Origin of the sequence: Lactiplantibacillus pingfangensis (genome assembly GCF_005404945.1) — a bacterium.
Lineage (GTDB): Bacteria > Bacillota > Bacilli > Lactobacillales > Lactobacillaceae > Lactiplantibacillus > Lactiplantibacillus pingfangensis.
The window spans coordinates 13,678-32,892 of record NZ_BJDG01000028.1 but is presented as its reverse complement, the minus strand read 5'-3'; the positions used below and the strand labels follow the sequence as shown (position 1 = coordinate 32,892).

Below are 19,215 nucleotides of genomic sequence, written 5' to 3'. Positions count from 1 at the left end.
TTGTGATTTATACACAGCTGTAATACAATGGCTAATTGAAACACTATTTTTTTGACCGCTATTATGTCCCCATTAATAGTTATTATTGATTTAAAATAAATCGTAACAAAACAACCGAAAAATCGCCGAGTTACTTTTCGGTCGATCATAATAAACATTATGATTAGTTATAACTGATTAAGGCATTGAAGCATACTAATTTCGGCAATATAGTTGACGTGTTTAACCATGATCACAATTTTGATCAAATTTACTAACTTTACTTACAATCGCCCAAAACAAAAGACGCCCCACTATTAAAAGTGAAGCGTCTTGTTGAACCGGCGTTATCTTGTCCGCCGTTTTTTATTGAAGAAACTGAACAACCCGGTCATGCTTAACATGATGGCACCTAAAATAACGGCACTATCTGCGGAGCTTTCGTTGGTTTGTGGTAATTTTTTAGCTTGGTCGCTCGCCGCTTTTGGTGCTGAGCTGGTGGCTTGCAACTTAGGCTGCATTGCCGCGACCTGAGTTGTCGTCCCACTAGTTTGAGTCGTAGTCGTTGCAGTAGGTTGTACGACATCTGCCGTTGCAACCGTTCGTAATAACCCGTCCTTAGCACTGGCCGTTGGGTCTTTCGTCGTAGTAATCGTATCCGCTTGGCTGGTCGTGTCTGTGTCCCCAGTCGTCGAACCGATATCACTCCCATTATTATCTGTCGTGGTTGCGGCCTGAACCGTGATTGTCACGACTTGCGTCTTAGTATTGCCATAGGCGTCAGTGTAACTATAAGTCACGGCATAAGTTCCGGGAACAGTCGTATTGACCTGATCCGCACCAGTGACGGTGACTTGACTAAGATCAATGGCATTGCCGGCTGCATCTGTTGCACCAACGAAGCTATCCGCCGCCGTCCAAGTTTGGCCTTGGGTAACGGTTTGATCAGTTGCCGCAACTGAAACTTGGCTGGCTTTGACCGTAATCATAACGACTTTAGTTGCCTCATTACCGTCAGCATCCGTGTAATGGTAGTTGACATCATATGTCCCTGGTGTTTGGGTTTCAACTTGATCCGCACCGGTCACCGTGACATCACTAAAATCAACGGCATTGCCACCAAAATCAGTCGCACTGTCAAAGTTGTCAGCAGCGCTCCAAGCTTGACCCTGCATAATCGTCGTATCATGGGCAGTGACTGAAACTTGGCTGGCAACCACGGTAATCGTCGCCACTGAACTAATCGGATTGCCAACATTATTCAAGTACTGATAAGTCACTTGATACGTCCCGGGGGTTGTTGTATCGACACTCCCAGTGACCGTTACATCGGCTAAGGTTAAGGCTTGACCAGTCGCATTCGTCGCACTGTCAAAGTTATCAGCGGCGGTCCAAGTGTTTTGACCACTTTGATCAACAGTCGAATCATGCGCCATTACCGCAGTCTGATCCGTTTGCCAAACATAGGTGTCCGCAACTGCGGCTGGCGTATTTTGATACAACGCCATCAATTCAGCCGCCGTGAACGTTTGGCCTTCGAGGTTCACCCATTTGCCAGTGTATGTGTCATTTAACGGGGCATCTTGTAACGCCGCAGTACCACTGTCATTGATAAAGACCACTTTCGGGCCGACTTTTAATTGTTGGAGCGCGACATTATTACCAAACATATTAAGCACTGAGGGAGCCGAAGTTAAATCCCAGTTTGATAAATCTAAAGCCGTCAAACTTGAATCGTTTAGGAACATTTTAGGTACTAGCACGGCACCGTTGATTTTCCACTGACTCGCATCAATGGCTTTCAAACTAGCATCCCCTGAAAACATTGACGTGCCATCAGTTAAACTGCTTAAGTCCCAATTGGTCGTATTTAAGTTTGTCAAGTTACCGATATCCCAAAACATTGAATTCCCATTTTGAAGTTGGCTTAAATTCCAATTAGTGGTATCGCCGAGACTGGTCAGGCTAGTCAAGCGATCAAACATCGCCCATGCTTGGACCAAATTGTTCAAGCCCCAATTAGTCGTATCTAAACTAGTTAACGCGGTGTCTTGCCAAAACATATCAGTCCCATTCGTCAAATTAGTCAAATTCCAGTTAACCGTGTTGCCAATCGTCGTTAAAGCAGTGTCACCTTGAAACATATTGCCAGCATTCGTCACACTACGCATATCCCAATTTTCGGCATTTAGTTGCGTTAAACTGGTATCGTGATAAAACATCGCTCGCGCCGTGACAAGCTTGGCTAAATTCCAATTCGTCGTATCCGTTAGGGTCAATGCTGAATCAAACGCGAACATTTCATAGGAATTGGTCAGATTTTCCAAGCCCCAGCTACTCGTATCCAGATTAGCTAATAGCGGATCATTCGCAAACATGTAGCTCGCATCAACAACTTGATTCAGATCCCAATTGCTAGTCGCTAGCTGTTTCAGCTTGGGATCCATTTCAAACATGTATGTGGCAGTCTTATCATTTTTAAGCCCCCAACTGCTAGCATCTAAGTTGGTTAGACTAAGATCATTGGCAAACATAAAATCTGACTGGGTCACATTATTGAGATTCCAAGCACTCGTCGCCAACGTCACTAATGCCTTATCACTATTAAACATCGCAAAGGCATTTTGCAAGTTGGTCAGTCCCCAGTTACTTGTGTCAAGTTTGGTTAAATTCACATCACCAAAGAACATATCATTGCCGACGGTTAACTGATTCAAATTCCAACTTGTCGTATCAAGACCGGTCAAGCTTGTCATACTGGCAAACATGTTATCAGCCTTTTGTAAGTGACTCATATCCCAATTCGCCACATCAATAGTGGTTAACCCACTTGCAAAATGAAACATATCACTAGCAGTCACTAAATTGCTCATATTCCAGTTGGCAACATCCAAACTGGTCAGATTACTATCCTGATAAAACATATCACTAGCTTCCACTAGGCTACTAGTATCCCAATTGGTGAGGTTCAAATCTGTCAACGCACTATTCCGGTTAAACAAATAACCCATATCGGTAACCTTGCTCGTATCCCAATTATCGAGCGCCAGTTTAGTAATGCTCGAATCCATATTGAAAGCCCCGCGCATATTAGTCAAGCTACTCGTATCCCAGCCACTGAGGTCAGCAGTTGCTAACTTTGAATCCGTGTAAAACAATTGAAAGACGCTGGTTACTTTACCAACTTGCCAATTTTTCGCGTTGACCGTTGTTAAGTTAGTCAGCCCCGCCAATAGATTCGATAGATCTGTGACATTGCTCAAATCCCAATTATTGGCATTCAAAGTTGTTAAGGCAGTATCCCCATTAAACAGATTCGTGACATCAGTCACAGCACTCGCACTAAAATTGTTCGCATCTAATTCCGTCAAACTTTTTAACCCAGCGAAAAATGAAGCCATACTCGTAATTTTAGCGTTTAGCTGCCAACCATCAACATTCAAAGTCATCAAAGAACTGTCGCCGTTGAAAATATTCGTCATATTCGTGACCTTGCTGACATCCCAGTTGCTTAAATTTAAACTAGTTAGTTTGCTATTGGCTGTAAACATCCCACTCATGTCAGTCACATTGGCGGTCTGCCAACCAGTTAAATTCAAGCTGGTTAAGGCACTATCGCCGAAAAACATCGAGCCCATACTCGTGACCGCACTCGTATCCCAACTAGACAAATCTAAACTGGTCAATTTTGAACAACTACCAAAAGTCCGGCCCATGTTGGTGACTTTACTTGTGTCCCATCCGCTAACGTTCACACTCGTTAAATTACTATCACCGTAAAACATTTGCGCCGTGTTAGTCAGACTGCTCGTTTTGAAACTAGACAAATCTAAGCTGGTTAAATTGGTCATTTGGAAAAACATGTCGCCAAAATTAGTCGTCAAACTTGTGTCTAAATTAGATAAACCACTAATCGTTTTGACCTGATTTAACCTTTTGAATAAATTCGCGGTACTCGTTCCAGCGGCCACCGGCGTATCAATTGAAATCGCCGTAATCTGTGACACATATGGCGTCCAGGCAGCATTCAAGCTAACCGCAGTATTAGCCGTCAAGACACCCGTATTGAGGTGCAACGTCCCTGCACTATCAATAGCCCAATCAGTCCCGTCCGCAATATCGGCGGCAACCGCCGCGGCACGTAATAACATTGCCCGGTTACTTGTCACTTGTTGTTCAGTACTGGTTGTTGCCGGCGCCGCGACCATCATCTCAGCCGTAACTGGGTTGAGACTGTTGTCATCATTGGCTAAATTTTCATCAGACGTTGCTTCAACTGTTGTTGCCGATTCTGGGGAAACACTTGTTGACTCATCAGTGGTTGCTTGGCTAGCTGCTTGAGAATTAGTTTGTTTTGCTACTGAAGATGTCGCAGCTGTCGTCGCGGTACTAGTGGCCGCGTTAGCCTGACTTGCTGTCGTTGTTGACTCAGTAGTTGCCGCTGCAGCACTTTTGGCAGCGCTGCTTGTCTTTGTCGCACTGGTTGCGGTACCCGTCTCGGTTGCATGGCTAACACTAGTACTAGTGTTGTCGGCACTTGTCGCACTAGTGTCACTGGCAACAGAACTAGTTGAAGTAGCGCTGGTTGCAGCTTGCGAACTAGTCGCACTACTACTGCTACTCAAAGTGACTGTCTTAGCCGTTAACTGTGCAGTATTACTCGTCACCGCACTGCTCTCATCACTACTACTTGCGGCAGTTGCGGTATCAGCGTGCGCAATCGCCTGATTACCTTGCCAAGTTGTCATAACTAACACCCCAGCAAATAACCAGAAACGGCCTTTTTTATACATTTTATAGTGCAATTTTTGACTATTTTCTGAATTTTTACGCATTATTGATCGCTCCTTATTATTGCCAATTCGTTAGGACCGGTCACAGATAGGCTGGTCGCACGGCTGACATAGACTAACTATTTAGAATTCTCTAATTTCATTCATCTTTAATAGTGTAGGCCTTAAACAGAAGTGATTCAAGCTACAAACGCCGTCACATCAGCGTTTCGACATATAGCCTCCAAATGCAATTGCTGGAATATATTGGGTGCTAATAATTCTAGTCTTACAAATAAATAATTTAACTATTAATATTTATTATTAATTTTATGGTAACTGCAAGATTTCCGCTTTAAAATAGTCATTTTTGTTTTGGGTTAATATACATGAACATTACAATTAATTATAGTCTGATTTGCTGACGTCAACTGTCTTCACCCCTAAAAATAGTGTAGGCGGTCAACTTTTCGCTACTAACGCTAATTTATAAATTATTTTATTTTAAAGCAAAAAAAGACCTCACCATTAAAAAGTGAGGTCTCGTGCTTGACGCTAACCGAGCGTTTAAATATTTAATCATAAGCTAAAGGTACTTCCAAAATTAGTAGTGATCCCGCTCCGACTGGTAGAAATCGCTGTGCTAGGTCTCAGGAACTACTAATTGTGAGTCAACTGGAATCTGTGCCACTTCGCCACTAACGGCTAACTGAAAGGCCCGGGCACCAACCGTTTCAAAATGATGATCAATCGTTGGCAATCTGAGTGCTTCTCCCGATGGTTGGTGTTCTTGTCCAATCAAGAATGGTGCTGATACTTTGGCCGCACGGTAGGCCCGTAGCAAGCCAACCGCAATATCATCACCATTAGTTAACACGGCATCAACTGGTTGGGACTGTTTCAGTAACGTTTGACCCGCACGTTCACCATCTGCCGGCGTCGTCACGCCGGTGCATACGAGCGCTGCCGCGGGCTTAGTGCCAAAGACTTGCTGGTAAGCCGCGACCATCGCTTGTGTCGTGGCACTTTTAGCCAATGATCGACTGGCTAATATTGCCACTCGTCTATCCCCGCGTTGTTTTAGGAGCTCAAAAGCTTCGACGTAGGTTGTTTGGCGCGCTGCGTATGCAGCTGGAATCGGACAATCATGTGGATTTTCACACACAACAATTGTCCCATAACGCCGGTAATCATTAAGTTCAGTCAACGGCAATCCGTGTGACGTGAATATCAAGGCATCATAGGCATGCTGCCTCAAATCGGCTAAGTAACCGCGTTCCAAATTGACCTCATATTTGGATGGCAACAGTACGACGCGATAATTGGCCTTAAATGCCGCGCGCATAATGCCGTGGACTAATTGTGTAAAATACGGATGGTCCGAATGCGGCAACACAACGCCCACATTAAAAGTCCGGCCACGACTCAAATCACGGGCCACCGCATTGGGCGCGTAATCTAATTGATCAACCACTTTTTGAATCGCCATTCTAGTCGCCGGTGACACATAGTTTCGCTGATTAATGACGCGTGACACCGTCGAAACTGAATAACCTGAAAGTCGTGCAATATCTCTAATAGTTGTCATTCCGGCACCTCACGCAAATAATGCGTCAACGCATACGCAACCCCATCTTCACGATTAGACTTAGTAATCCAGCGCCCCACCTTTTGGACGGCCGGTGTCGCATTTGCCATCACGATTGGGGTTCCAACTGCTTCAAACATTGGCAGATCATTTTCGCCATCCCCAAATGCCGCCAATTCTTCAGTATCTAAACGTTGTTCCGCTTTAATAAATGCAATGCCACGGGACTTCTTGACCTTATCACTCGTAATCTCTAAATAAGTCTGACCGGAAAGTTTCACACTAATGTCCGGATAATTTAGTTGTTTCAAGGCCGTCGCCAATTCTCGCATCCGCGCTATATCAAGCGTCATAATCATGATTTTGAACACCGGCTGCCCATCAGTCTTAAATAAGTCTGCATACCCAATGACCGTTGCCGCTTGACCAGTAAGTTGGGATTCGGCCCGCACGCCACGATCAATTTTTTCTGTCAACCACCGATCCTGGGTATAACAACTCAAACTGACGGTCGGAAAACTCGTTTGAATAAATGTCAGTAACATTTGCGCACGATTATGCCCAATGGGATTCAACTGTAACGGTTGAATTTCACCATCCCCGTAGCGAAAAATCAAACCACCGTTAAATGCAATCTGAGGACCAGTTAAGTCTAGGGCGCGAATTACCCCGAGTATTTCAATCGGTGCTCGCGCGGAAACTAGCGTCAACGGCAACCTACTAGCCTTAATTGCCGCCACATTGCCAGCACTGACTTGCCCCTCTGGATTCAATAAAGTGCCATCTAAATCGGAAAATAACTGTTTTATCATCAATTGCCACGCTCCCGTCTTAAGTAACTTCATTTTACCCTCTCAAACGCGTTCGAGGTCAAGCAATAAAAAGAGTGGGATAAAAGGCGGTTTGCCACCGAGCATAGCCTAGGAAACCGGATGATTGGGGCTTTCAATCGTTCGGTTTTCGTAGCTCTGTTGCATCCGTGCCTTTTGTTCCACGTTTCGACTATTAATATTCGGAATTACAAAAAGAGTCTGGGGGTTCGTCCCAGACTCCTCCTGATTTTATTGCTTGACCGTTTGGCGGGTCCGAACCTCATACCAGATCCAGCCGAGTAAGCCGAAGACTACTGGCCCAACAAGCATCCAAATGGTACTTTGAATCTTGCCATGTTCCAAAATTGGTTGGATCAGGGTGAAAATATTGGCTCCCAAAACAACCACGAACACGACCCAGCTAATAATTGTTGTCCAAGTCTGTGATTTATAAACTTCGAACGGCTTATGAATCGCCTTATTTTGTTTGAATTTAGGAAAGGCATAGAGCAAGAATAAGTATGGTAATGTCATCGAAACGTTGGCCATTAAAGTCAAAATGTTATAAAACGCCGAAGCATCCGAGGTCACAAATGAGGCTAACAAAATGATCACAATGACAACTGTACATTGGACAATCATCGCGTAACTTGGCATGCCATTTTTATTTAATTTAGTGAATTTCTTGGGCCATAAAGACTTCGGGGTCCCCAGAATCAACGTTTTTAAAGGTGAATAGGTCAACGTGAAGAAGGCGCCAGAATAGGCTAAGAACATCCCAAGCCCCGTGTATCGGGCAAACCATAGTCCAATCGTGGTACTCGTCGCCGTGGTTAACCCTAATGACTGACCTAATACATAACCGAGATTTTTCATCATCACATAACTAATATTTCCCATATTAGTTGTCGGATCTGACAAGACCGCATCCCAGTTAGTACTAAAGCCCCAGCAAAGAATTCCCAGCGCATAACCAAGCGTAATAATGACCGCCGAAATCATAATACCCCGTGGAAAAGTTTTTTCTGGATTCTTAGTCTTATCAACCATCCCGCCTAAGACTTCCAAACCGCCATAGGCAAAAATAGCAAAGACAGCGAAACTCATGAGACCAACCGGTGCCTGATAATCTGGATTGGGTGAATGTAGTGCGTGCACAAATGGTTGGGCTAATTGACCATGATTCAAGGCTAAAATGATCCCCGAAACGACCAACAAAATCGCGTTCAAACTTGTCACGGCAATTCCGCCCAAACTAGTGACGCGGACAATCCCTTTGACCCCTTTGATTGACACCACCGTCACGAGAATCATCCACAAACAGGACAAAATCCCGATTACCTGCGTCGCATTGAGACCAAATAGCGCAAATTTCTGCGTTTGGTCGCTCCCAAAGAATGTCGTGGTAAAGGGAATCCAAACTTTAGCAGACGTCGAGACCAACCAAATTATATAGGACGCAAACCACATGAAAGTGCCAACGAACGCGAACTTTGCATTAACACTGACTTGAAGCCATTGATACATCCCACTGCCATCATCCGATTTGACCGCAGCGCCATATTCTGCCATCATCAATGCAAACGGGATAAAGAAGAGCACCGCCGCTAATAAATAAAACAGAATTGACGCGTAACCCATGAGATAAAACGCGACCGTACTGTTGGCAAAGCCAAACACCGTCGTAAAAATCATCATGACTAACGCGGTTAATGTAATCTTATTCTCTTTTTCCGCCATTATTTCGCCCCATCGTTTCTGAATTGTTGTTATTTACCCCACTCTTGGTAAATTAACAGTTAACTTTTATACTATCGAACGTAAAAAATAAGGACGTTGAAATTTGATAATAAGTTTATAATTTCTCTATGTGATTATCGCGCCTAAATTTAATTAATTAAGTCGATTGCTGACGACATATACTTGCCGCCTGCCGGTTGAGTTCTAAAATGCTGGAACGCCATGGGCCATTTTGAAGCCAAAAAGCGGTCTTCAAAACTGACCTTGGTCTAAGCCCGGGAAGATCGCCCGCACTAAGACCAATTTCATGGCTGAGCATTTTAGAACCCAACCTCTCGGCTAAATACACATTTTATTGATCAATCACGAATTTAGACTGTTCCTAACGCCGGGCGGTCCGAAATTGGCTCAGTGGTGTCGTTTTTCTTAGCCGGTGATTTTCCGGCTTAGAAAAAGCCCGGCTTGGAAGACCGCCTTTTGGCTTCCAAACGTGGCCACCACGTTCCAGCCGATTTCGGGCCAACCAGAGTGGCAAGAGAAACATCCTGATCATTAAAAACGCACATTTCAACTGAAAGAAGTCTGTTAATCTTGAAAAAAATCATTAGATTTGGTCTGCCACTACTAATTCTTGTGGCGATTGGTGGGGGCTGGTTGCTATTCCACCAACAACCGCAGCAGCAACCAACGAAGCCTGCTAAAACTGCGGTCAAGACGAAGCCTAAATACCGCTCACTCACTAGAGCTGAACTCAACCGTAGCCCGAAGCTGAAATATTGTAGCATTGTCTACTATGCGATTAAACATAGTAAAATTCAGCGCTGGCAGGAAGTCTCCAATTTTGACTTGGGCTGGCAACTTGAACAGTATCCAATCACTGATGGCACTAAAGTCCTCGTTTGGCCAGATATGGACATCAAAAAAGGCGCTAAATTGGTTCAGCCAAACTGGTTTGCCTTATCAAATACCGGCAATGTCACTTATCATAGTTTCGTCGTGCACTCGTTTCGTGATGATATGACTGAAAGTACCGATTTAGACACGATTATTAAGCAGCTCAACACCGATCATGCGGCTATGAAAGTCCGGCACATGCTCCCCAATGCACTCATCGTCGCACACAAAAATACCGCCAACTAATTTTTCGTTGGCGGTATTTTTGATTGGCTCACAAGGGCCCACAGCTATGGCGGCAGATAACCGTGGGTAGGTTTTAGGCTAAATCATCTCCATTAGTTTTAATTACTTTTTGATACCAGTAGAACGAATCCTTTTTAATCCGTGCTAAACTCCCTTTACCAGCATCGTCTTGATCAACATAAATAAAGCCATAGCGTTTCGACATTTCTGAAGTCGAGAAGCTAATCAGATCAATCGGTCCCCACATGGTGTAACCCATGAGTTGAACCCCATCCGCAACGGCTTCACGCATTTGTGCGATATGTTTGCGTAAGTAGTCAATCCGATAATCATCGTGAACTTGGTGGTCGGCCGTTAATTGATCAACCGCGCCTAAGCCATTTTCAACGACAAAGAGTGGTTTACGATAACGATCCCACATTTCATCCAACGTGATCCTTAGTCCAACTGGATCAATTTGCCAACCCCAGTCGGATTCTTCCAAGTATGGATTCCGACCACCAGTCGCCATGTTACCGTTGACTTGTTCACCCGCATCAGCTTTCGTGACGGTCGTCATGTAATAGCTGAAACTGATAAAGTCGACTGGATACTTGGCTAAGATTGCTTGGTCATCCGGTGCCATCTTAAGTTCAATGTCGTTGTCGGCAAAGAACCGATTCATGACTTCTGGGTATTCGCCACGCGCTTGGACATCGGTAAAGAACAAGTTCTTTTGGTCTTCCAATTGCGCTGCTTGAACATCGACAGGATTCGGCGTTGCGGGATAAGTTTGCATCCGGGCTAACATTGACCCGATTTTAGCAGTCGGATCAATGCTGTGTAACTGCTTCGTCGCAATGGCACTCGCCATAAATTGATGGTGTAGCGCTTGATAGCGAAGTTGCATCTGATCATGTTTTGACATGGTTGTATCAATCGCACCAGTCTCATGAAAGCCCCAAGTTCCGGTGTTAATCTCGTTAAAGGTTAACCAGTATGGCACTTTCCCCTTATAGCGTTTGAAGACCGTTTCAGTAAAATGAGTGAACGCGGCAATTGTCTCACGACTAGCCCAGCCATTTTGCTTAAGAGTTAGATTAATGGGCATTTCATAATGTGACAACGTGACCAACGGCTTAATACCATACCGGTGCAATTCATCAATGACGCGGTCATAAAACGCTAACCCGGCTTCGTTTGGCTGTTGCTCATCACCCTTAGGGAAAATCCGTGACCAAGCGATTGAAAAACGATACACTTTAAAACCCATTTCAGCAAATAACTTGATATCTTCTTGATAGTGATGGTAGAAGTCGACACCCCGACGTTTCGGATAGCGCGCATCGGTTGGGTCGGCGACCGCCGCTTTGATCGACTCAGTCGTGACTGCATCCATCGACATTTTCTTACGATTAGTCGCTTTTTCAACCACCTCAGCCGTGGTCAAACCCTTACCATCAATATTCCAAGCACCTTCAACTTGGTTTGCGGCGGTTGCACCGCCCCATAGGAACTCCTTTGGAAAACCGGTTGGATAAGTTGTTTTATACATTAAGCCGTCACGCCTTCCTTAGCGGTTGATTTTGGTTGTAATTTTAATAACCAGTTGCCTTGTGCTTCAGTCGCATCGGTTGGTTCAACCGCAGCGTAACTAGTCGTGTTAGTGACAATCACCATCACCGTAGTATCATAGCCCGCCACTTTAATCTTTTCAGCATCGAACTTAGTCACCAGCTCACCTTGGTTAACATGGGCATTTTGTTTGACTAAGGTTTCAAAATACTTCCCATTTAGTTGCACCGTATCAATCCCAATATGAATCAAGATTTCAGCGCCATTATCGGCTGTAATACCAATAGCGTGCCCGGTTGGATAGACGGCGCTGACCGTCCCAGTGACTGGCGATTTAACTTCACCATTGGTTGGGACAATCGCTAAGCCTTTACCCATGGCTTCGGAAGCGAAAACTTCATCTTTCACGCTTGTCAATGGAATAATAGTGCCTTCAACCGGTGCCATAATCGTGTCATCGGCTAGTTTGGCCGTAGTCGTTTCATCAGGCGCTTCATTAGTCACCCCGAAGAAATAAGTCAAGACGGCAGCGCCCACAAAGGCCACCGCTAACCCAATTAATTCACCAGCGAACCCTTGACCTAAATAAGTTGGTAACGCGAGCAGGCTTGGTAAAGTGAATGAGCTGGCGTGAACTTGGAAAGCCCCCGCAATCGCACCACCGGCAGCCCCACCAGCAACCGCACAATAGAATGGCCGTTTCAATTTCAACGTCACCCCATAAATTGTTGGTTCGGTAATCCCAAAGAATGCCGTAATCACTGACGACCCTGCCAAAGCCTTCATCTTAGGATCTTTAATCTTTAAGAAGACGCCCAATGCAGCACCCGCTTGAGATAAAACTGCTGCACTCAAAATTGGCAGCAACGGATCATAACCCATTTTGGCGATATTGTTCATCATCAATGGCACAAACGTCCAGTGAACCCCAAAGATAACGAAGACTTGCCAGAAAGCCCCCATAATCAGGCCCGCACCGACTGGTAAGAAATTATAAACTGCCATCATCCCATTGGCTAAGGCATTACTAATTGCGCCGCCAATTGGGCCCACGATCATCATGGTTAATGGCACCATCACGATTAGCGACAGTAACGGGGTGAAAATATTACGGATGGCTTCTGGAAATAATTTATCAAAGAGTGGTTCCAAATAAGACAAGACCCAAACTGCCAATAAAATTGGAATGACGGTTGAAGTATAAGTCGTTGGGACCACTGGAATGCCGAAGAAGTGCAAGGTCGCCGACTTTGACATCACAGCAACTAGCGTTGGATAGAGCAACGCCGCCCCCAGCGAGACACTGACGAACTGGTTCACGTGTAACTGTTTAGCCGCAGTGAATGCTAAGAAAATTGGTAGAAAGTAGAAAATCGCGTCCCCAGCAGCATACCAAATTTGATACGCGCCACTGTTAACCGACAGCCAATTCAAGGCTACACCTAAAGCGAGCAGCCCTTTCAAAATCCCGGCACCGGCTAAGGCCCCTAAGAAGGGGGTAAAAATTCCTGAAATAAAACCAATGAATCGGTTAACAATATTTTGCTTTTCCCCAGCGTCTTCAGTGGCTTGTGGCTGGGCCGCGTCATTTGCCAAACCGGCAATGTCAGCTAACGCATCGTAAACTTTCGCCACTGAATTTCCAATAACCACTTGATATTGGCCCGCGCTTTGAACAACTGTAATGACACCATCCAAATTATTAATCGCTTCAGTATCGGCCTTATCAACCGCTTTCAAGTTAAACCGTAAGCGTGTGGCGCAATGCCAAGCTTTCACAATATTTTCCTTACCGCCGATATCAGTTAAGATCTGTTGGGCGAGTGCTTTGTAATCCATACTTCTCTTCCTCCTAAAAAACTAAAAACCCAAGTCACCCACTGGTCGTCATGACAGACGTCCAGTGAATCACTTGGGTTTTGCCTAATTAAATAGTTACAATCCCGATATGATTATTGTGCTTCATTCAACATGCGTTGAATATGAATTGTTAAATAAATCTGTTCATTCATCGACACCGGCTGAGCCGTCGTTTTCTGAATGAAAGCCACAATTTTTGCCACACACGCGAAGGCTTGTGGATACTTTTGTGACACGTGTTCAAATAAGAATTCGTCCTCTGTACCGGCCGACTTATCCGCTTGTTTCAGCGTCAAGCGCTCAGCAAAGAAACGTAAATGGACTAAGAAGCGTTGTAAGCTCAAGCTATCTTCACTCATCGTCAATGACAATTGGTACTTCACGATATTCAAAATATCATTGATCAATTTCGTCATTGCCACGGTTTGATCCCCATTAGAATCTGACAGGCTGTTTTCTACGAATTTCATCGCAATAAACCCAGCTTCATCATCCGGCAACTGAACCTTGAACCGGTCCTTAATTAGCGCTAACGCCTGACGCCCCACTTCATATTCTTGATGATAGATTCGTTTGATTTCCCACAATATCTCATTTTTAATATCCATCTGCCGCTGATGCCGGTAGACCGCAAAATGGATGTGATCTGTCAACGAAATCAACAAGTAGCCGTTAAAGGTCGTATTAAGCCGTTGCTCAGCTAAATCAATAATTTCAGACGTGAGTTCAAAATAGTCAGGTTCAATATCGCTCATTAGCGCTTGAAAGTTTTTCAACCAATTGTCAGCGGTCGGTGTGTAAGTTTTTGTCACTAAACTTTCATCAACCCGGTCTCCCGTTTTCTTTTGAAAACCGATGCCTTTGCCAATTAAAACAACTTCGTGACCCTGTTGCTCAGCAAGCAACACATTGTTATTAAAAACTTTTTTGATTTGCATGCTTCACACCTCTCAACTCGTGGCCAAAAATAAAAACCTAACGATTTTGTGACCAGTGATAGTTACTAGTATATCACGGTCTTCAAAATCATCAGGTTTTGCCCACTAACGCGTTAGCGGTAACAATCCTTATTTACAATTTCCTAGTATAACGGCGAGAGAAAACGATTGCAAGGATTTTATTTGCGCTTTCAGACTCAATTTCGTCAGTCTTTCCAAAGATTGCCGTCTCCATGCGGACTAGGCCAATTAATCAGCTGGAAAATAATCCCATCATTTCATCTTACTACCACAATCGACACTAACTTATCATTGTTATCAGGTAGCTTTCAACTAGCTTTAGCCTTCCTAATGTGGTAATCCAACGCTGCCTGCCGCTACTATACCTAACCTAAAAACAGTTAAATTAGCCGGAAGTCGCCGCTGATCCCATCGGTCGTGACCGTGGCGTTGGGTCGGCATGTTCCTTGCCGGCGTTACGCCACGGACGGTCCGGGACACTTGCGATTTGTGCAAGGGTTCCGGGCGAGGGCCAAAACGTTCCTCAGGCTTGACCCGGTCCCACGGCCGCATGTTATCAGTGGCGACTGGAGACAGCCGTGTCAACCAATCTTCATGTCCTAATCATTGACATGACGGTAATTACTAGCGATTGCCAGTCTTCAACCTTTAATAACTAAAAAAGACCGTTGCCTAATTTTTACTGGCAACGGTCTTTTTTCATTTTTTCGTGATCTTACTTTCAATCCCGGTATCAATCAGCGACTCGATTCGATCCAACAACATCAGTAACCAGCCAAAGGCCATCAAGAAGCCAACAACCTCAAAAGCAGTCAGTGAAAAGTAGCCAATCCCCTGAAATAGAATTTCCGCGACGACTAACGCCACGCCCACGCCGTATGATAAATGGAGAAAATCCTTGGACACATTTGGTAATAGCCAACGAATCCCGATGATTAACGCAATAATCAAGTAAACTAAAATAATCGCAAACTGATCATGAACCTCATGAGACCAAGCATTATTCGGAAAGACCCCTACTAGGCCTAAATCGACCGCGGTGACAGTCAGCAGCACCCGCAACACAAATAATCGCCGTGACCGTGGAAACGCATGATGCAAGCTGACAAATAAATAGTCCACCAAGGCAATCATCAATAACGCCGCAAAGATCAACGTCGCGTTAAAGCCCCAGCCACTTGAGGCATTCTTAGTACCCAAAAAGCTCAAATTGTGCTGCCACCAATAACGTTGATTATTCACCGCCATTGAAATCGCGACACCACTAATAATTACCAACGTTAAGACGGTTGATAACAAGCTCGCATCAACGATGAGTGAGACGTACACCATTGCAAAGTTCGTGACCACCCCAAAAACAAATAAAATGATACTGGCCGTGAAAAAGTCAAATCTGGCGCCATTAAAGATGACCCCTAATAACCACATGGCACCAATCAAGATTAACGCCAAAATTAAAGCAAAGGAAAGCACAATGACTGGAAAGTTTCGCCAATAAATATTTTTACTAAAATGATTATGTGGATTATTGCGGTCATGAATGAAGAATCCTGCGAACAGCAGCATTCCCATACTGACGCCGATGACAATAATCGCGGTTGCTAGCGAGCTATCACCACTTAATGCCACTGATCTGATATTTTGTGTTAAACAATAAATATAATAACCAATGCTGGCAAATAGAGCCATTAAGACCGGCCACATCCAGACGCGCTTTTGAAAAATACTCAGGCGTGAGTCCTCAAACTGTACGACTAAGCGTCCCCGTTTAACAATCAATTTCGCCGAATCTTGATCTTTAAGTTTAAATTGTTCCCCGATTTCTGCCGGGATTGTTAATTGATAATCCTGCTTTTTCATTGATTCCTCCGCATGTCTGATCCAATTAATAATCTTAATTATAGCAAACTACACCTCATTAATTATCGCAATGTACAGATTAATCACTAAAAATGGCTTAGACCAAAAAAGCGCCGCCATCAGTTAAAAACTGATTAGTGTCGCTTTTGAATCCATTCTTATCATTAGACCACTACTTCAAAACAACTTAATTATCGGCATGAACATCGAAAGCTGACAACAAGATAGCTTGAACCCCGTCAGCATCGGGATTATGTTGGCCATGATCCGTATCTAATTGTTCAATCGCTGTCATTTCGGATGTCGTCAGCTCAAAATCAAAAATCTCCAGATTACTTTTGATGCGCGCTGGATGTACGGACTTTGGAAAGACGATAATGCCACTTTGATTTTCAAAGCGCAAAATAATTTGTCCGGCATCCTTGCCATACTTTTCAGCGAGTTTTGTAATCACTGGTTCATTTAATAAAGCCTGATTACCTTGTCCTAACGGTGCCCATGCTTCTAATTTAACCTCATCCGCGGCCAGCAACTCCCGCAGTGGGCGCTGTTGAAAGTAGGGATTAAATTCCACTTGGTTCACAGCCGGCTTCGTCACAAATTGTGGAACAAAGCTTTGCCAAATTTTAGTTGTCATGTTGGAAACACCAATGGACCTAATCTTGCCGGCTTGCTTCGCCGCTTCCATTGCCCGCCAAGCACCAGGAACGTCACCATAAGGCTGATGAATCAAGTAAAGATCCATATAATCCAAGCCTAGTTTCGTTAAGGAAGTCTCAATGGCTTTGGTAGCTGCTTCAAAGCCAAAATCTTGCAGCCATAATTTACTGGTCACCCAAATTTGATCTCGAGGAATGCCGCTATCTTTAATGGCTCGCCCAACTTCGGCTTCATTAAAGTAAGCCACCGCGGTGTCAATATGGCGATAACCCAACTTTAAAGCGTCACTAACCGCGCGATAAGTTGACCCATCATTCGGAATTTGAAAGGTGCCGAAACCGATAACTGGAATTTCATTACCATCATTTAATTTAATTGTTGCTGTCATTCGATTACTCCTTTAGTTGTTTGAGACTTGCGCCAAAAATCTGTTCAATCGTTACCGGATCACGATGATCAAAAAATTGGCTTTCCTGTCGATCAAGTGTCCCCATTGTGTGCATTTCCGCCTCGGTTAAGTCGAAGTCAAAAACGGCGATATTTTCAGCCATCCGTGTTGAATGCACCGATTTTGGAATCACGGTAATCCCACGTTGTAATAGCCAACGTAAAATTACTTGCCCGACTGTTTTGCCATGCGATTCCGCAATCGCTGCAATGGTTGGGTCAGTGAAAATACCGTGCTTGCCTTCCGCAAATGGTGCCCAAGCTTCGACCCGGACGTCATCACGTTGATTAAAAGCGACCTCAGTTGACTGTTGATACCAAGGATTAACTTCAATCTGGTTCAGGACCGGCTTCACACTCATCGTTAGCTCCAAATTTTTTAGTTGGTCAGCATAAAAGTTAGAAACGCCAATCGCGCGAATCTTGCCGGCATGATAGGCTTCTTCCAAGGCGCGCCAAGCTCCCATGACATCCCCATATGGCTGATGCAACAAATACAAATCCATGTAGTCTAAGCCCAAACGTTCTAATGAGGCATCGATGCCCTTTTGCGCACGTTCATAAGTAAAATCTGAAACCCATAATTTTGAGGTTACAAATAAGTCTTCACGTTTTATCCCGCTCTTTTTAATTGCCCGCCCGACTGCCGCTTCATTTTGATAGGCCGTGGCGGTATCAATTAAGCGATACCCGGCGTCCAAGGCTTGGGTCACGGCCGTTTCACAGGCTGCCAGTTCTGGCACTTGGAAAACACCGAATCCGAGTTGTGGCATGTCAATACCATTATTCAATTTAACTGTTGGAATCATGATTACCCTGCTTTCTTTGCTGAACTGTGATCACTTTAACATCGGACGTCACACTTGAAAATTACCACTTTAACATGCTAGTATACTCATAGCGTATACTGAGGTGACTTAATATGATAGATAACTACTTATTACAAGAACTCGTGACTTTTTCCCAAACTAAAACTTTGGCCAAAACAGCTGAACAACTCAATGTGACGCAGCCAACCGTCACGCGCGGCATGCAAAAATTGGAAGCCGATTTTGGCGTTCAGCTCTTTTCCCGGCAACCCAATCGGATCACTTTAACGCCCACTGGCGACTTAGCCGCAACAGAAGCCGCTAAGTTGCTACATGCCAGTCAGCAGCTCGTCACCACTGTTCGTAACTTTGATCAAACCCAACACCGCCTTAAAATCGGCATGACGATTCCTGGGCCACTGCTGTTAGTCGCCCAAGTCACTTTGCCACCCCAATCTACGGTAACTGACCAACTATTGTCTGATGATAAAATCAGCGATCAGTTGCGACAACATGATTTTTCACTGATCTTTTCCAATCATTCGATTAAAACTGATCAAGTTAGCTCACGCTTTATCGGCACGGAGGCACTGTCCGTTCATTTGAACAAATTTATGTATCAAGCTAACCAAGCTAGCGTTAGCTTTTCAGAACTGAAAGACCTCAGTTTCATCGTGATGGCTGACATTGGACCATGGCGTTCACTCATTCAACAAGCCATTCCCAACGCCCGCTTCTTTTACCAGAAACAACGTGACGCCTTTACTGAAATCACGCAATATTCTGACTTTCCTTATTTCAGCACAACCTTGTCGATTTTTGATGCCGACTATCGCGCGCAACACGCTCAAGATGATAGTCGCGTTGAAATCCCCATCAGCGATTCACAGGCAAGCATGCCGATCTATGCTTGCTACTTAACTGCCGACCGACATCAAGTCATGCCGTTAATTGACCAGTTCGTCGCGGTAATGCCAGAAAATTAAATACAAATCAAACAACGCCAACACAATTTTATGTGCTGACGTTGTTTAG

Annotated in this window: 12 protein-coding genes; 2 read left to right on the top strand and 10 right to left on the bottom strand. The window is 44.5% G+C overall.

The features are described 5' to 3' along the window. Positions 1-326: 326 nt before the first annotated feature. The 4 genes from FFM74_RS11850 to yjeM form a co-directional block, all read right to left on the bottom strand. Positions 327-4,814 carry a BspA family leucine-rich repeat surface protein gene (locus FFM74_RS11850; protein WP_137626841.1) on the bottom strand — a complete coding sequence of 1,496 codons (4,488 nt, stop codon included), beginning with the start codon at positions 4,812-4,814 and terminating at the stop codon, positions 327-329. Between the two features lie 580 nt (positions 4,815-5,394). Then, a complete protein-coding gene (locus tag FFM74_RS11845; RefSeq protein WP_137626840.1) occupies positions 5,395-6,339 on the bottom strand; it encodes a LacI family DNA-binding transcriptional regulator in 945 nt (314 codons plus the stop codon). Continuing rightward, positions 6,336-7,184, bottom strand: coding sequence for an HAD family hydrolase (locus FFM74_RS11840; protein ID WP_223877233.1), 849 nt, complete (start codon positions 7,182-7,184; stop codon positions 6,336-6,338). The genes FFM74_RS11845 and FFM74_RS11840 overlap by 4 nt, the downstream gene beginning before the upstream one ends. A gap of 216 nt (positions 7,185-7,400) precedes the next feature. Next, positions 7,401-8,891, bottom strand: a complete 1,491-nt coding sequence (yjeM, locus tag FFM74_RS11835; RefSeq protein ID WP_137626839.1) for a glutamate/gamma-aminobutyrate family transporter YjeM — start codon at positions 8,889-8,891, stop codon at positions 7,401-7,403. 591 nt (positions 8,892-9,482) lie between these two features. Between yjeM and FFM74_RS11830 the strand changes: the two genes are divergently transcribed. Further along, the gene (locus FFM74_RS11830; RefSeq protein ID WP_137626838.1) at positions 9,483-10,031 is read left to right on the top strand and encodes a hypothetical protein; all 549 of its coding nucleotides are present in this window, start codon (positions 9,483-9,485) and stop codon (positions 10,029-10,031) included. 73 nt (positions 10,032-10,104) lie between these two features. On the opposite strand, the gene FFM74_RS11825 is transcribed toward FFM74_RS11830, so the two are convergent. The 6 genes from FFM74_RS11825 to FFM74_RS11800 all read right to left on the bottom strand — a co-directional run bounded on the left by FFM74_RS11825 (position 10,105) and on the right by FFM74_RS11800 (position 18,180). Continuing rightward, complete coding sequence (locus FFM74_RS11825; RefSeq protein WP_137626837.1) at positions 10,105-11,565, bottom strand: glycoside hydrolase family 1 protein; 1,461 nt, start codon at positions 11,563-11,565, stop codon at positions 10,105-10,107. After that, a complete protein-coding gene (locus tag FFM74_RS11820) occupies positions 11,565-13,424 on the bottom strand; it encodes a beta-glucoside-specific PTS transporter subunit IIABC (protein WP_137626836.1) in 1,860 nt (619 codons plus the stop codon). The genes FFM74_RS11825 and FFM74_RS11820 overlap by 1 nt, the downstream gene beginning before the upstream one ends. A 113-nt stretch (positions 13,425-13,537) precedes the next feature. Then, complete coding sequence (gene licT / locus FFM74_RS11815; RefSeq protein WP_137626835.1) at positions 13,538-14,383, bottom strand: BglG family transcription antiterminator LicT; 846 nt, start codon at positions 14,381-14,383, stop codon at positions 13,538-13,540. A 720-nt stretch (positions 14,384-15,103) separates the two neighbouring features. Further along, a complete protein-coding gene (locus FFM74_RS11810) occupies positions 15,104-16,264 on the bottom strand; it encodes a DUF998 domain-containing protein (RefSeq protein WP_137626834.1) in 1,161 nt (386 codons plus the stop codon). Positions 16,265-16,451: 187 nt separating this feature from the next. Next, on the bottom strand, positions 16,452-17,312 hold the full coding sequence (locus FFM74_RS11805) for an aldo/keto reductase (RefSeq protein WP_137626833.1): 861 nt from the start codon (positions 17,310-17,312) through the stop codon (positions 16,452-16,454). Between the two features lie 4 nt (positions 17,313-17,316). Further along, positions 17,317-18,180 carry an aldo/keto reductase gene (locus tag FFM74_RS11800; protein ID WP_171000731.1) on the bottom strand — a complete coding sequence of 288 codons (864 nt, stop codon included), beginning with the start codon at positions 18,178-18,180 and terminating at the stop codon, positions 17,317-17,319. Between the two features lie 113 nt (positions 18,181-18,293). Here FFM74_RS11800 and FFM74_RS11795 point away from each other — a divergent pair, with 113 nt between their 5' ends. Then, entirely contained in the window at positions 18,294-19,166 is an 873-nt protein-coding gene (locus FFM74_RS11795) for a LysR family transcriptional regulator (RefSeq protein ID WP_137626831.1), read from the top strand. The last annotated feature ends 49 nt before the right edge of the window (positions 19,167-19,215 follow it).

Bases quoted from the DNA above. Each gene is read 5' to 3' on its own strand.
- FFM74_RS11845 (WP_137626840.1), bottom strand. From the start codon at position 6,339: ATGACAACTATTAGAGATATTGCACGACTTTCAGGTTATTCAGTTTCG.
- FFM74_RS11820 (WP_137626836.1), bottom strand. From the start codon at position 13,424: ATGGATTACAAAGCACTCGCCCAACAGATCTTAACTGATATCGGCGGT.
- FFM74_RS11825 (WP_137626837.1), bottom strand. From the start codon at position 11,565: ATGTATAAAACAACTTATCCAACCGGTTTTCCAAAGGAGTTCCTATGG.
- FFM74_RS11800 (WP_171000731.1), bottom strand. From the start codon at position 18,180: ATGATTCCAACAGTTAAATTGAATAATGGTATTGACATGCCACAACTC.
- yjeM (WP_137626839.1), bottom strand. From the start codon at position 8,891: ATGGCGGAAAAAGAGAATAAGATTACATTAACCGCGTTAGTCATGATG.
- licT (WP_137626835.1), bottom strand. From the start codon at position 14,383: ATGCAAATCAAAAAAGTTTTTAATAACAATGTGTTGCTTGCTGAGCAA.
- FFM74_RS11810 (WP_137626834.1), bottom strand. From the start codon at position 16,264: ATGAAAAAGCAGGATTATCAATTAACAATCCCGGCAGAAATCGGGGAA.
- FFM74_RS11850 (WP_137626841.1), bottom strand. From the start codon at position 4,814: ATGCGTAAAAATTCAGAAAATAGTCAAAAATTGCACTATAAAATGTAT.
- FFM74_RS11805 (WP_137626833.1), bottom strand. From the start codon at position 17,312: ATGACAGCAACAATTAAATTAAATGATGGTAATGAAATTCCAGTTATC.
- FFM74_RS11795 (WP_137626831.1), top strand. From the start codon at position 18,294: ATGATAGATAACTACTTATTACAAGAACTCGTGACTTTTTCCCAAACT.
- FFM74_RS11840 (WP_223877233.1), bottom strand. From the start codon at position 7,184: ATGAAGTTACTTAAGACGGGAGCGTGGCAATTGATGATAAAACAGTTA.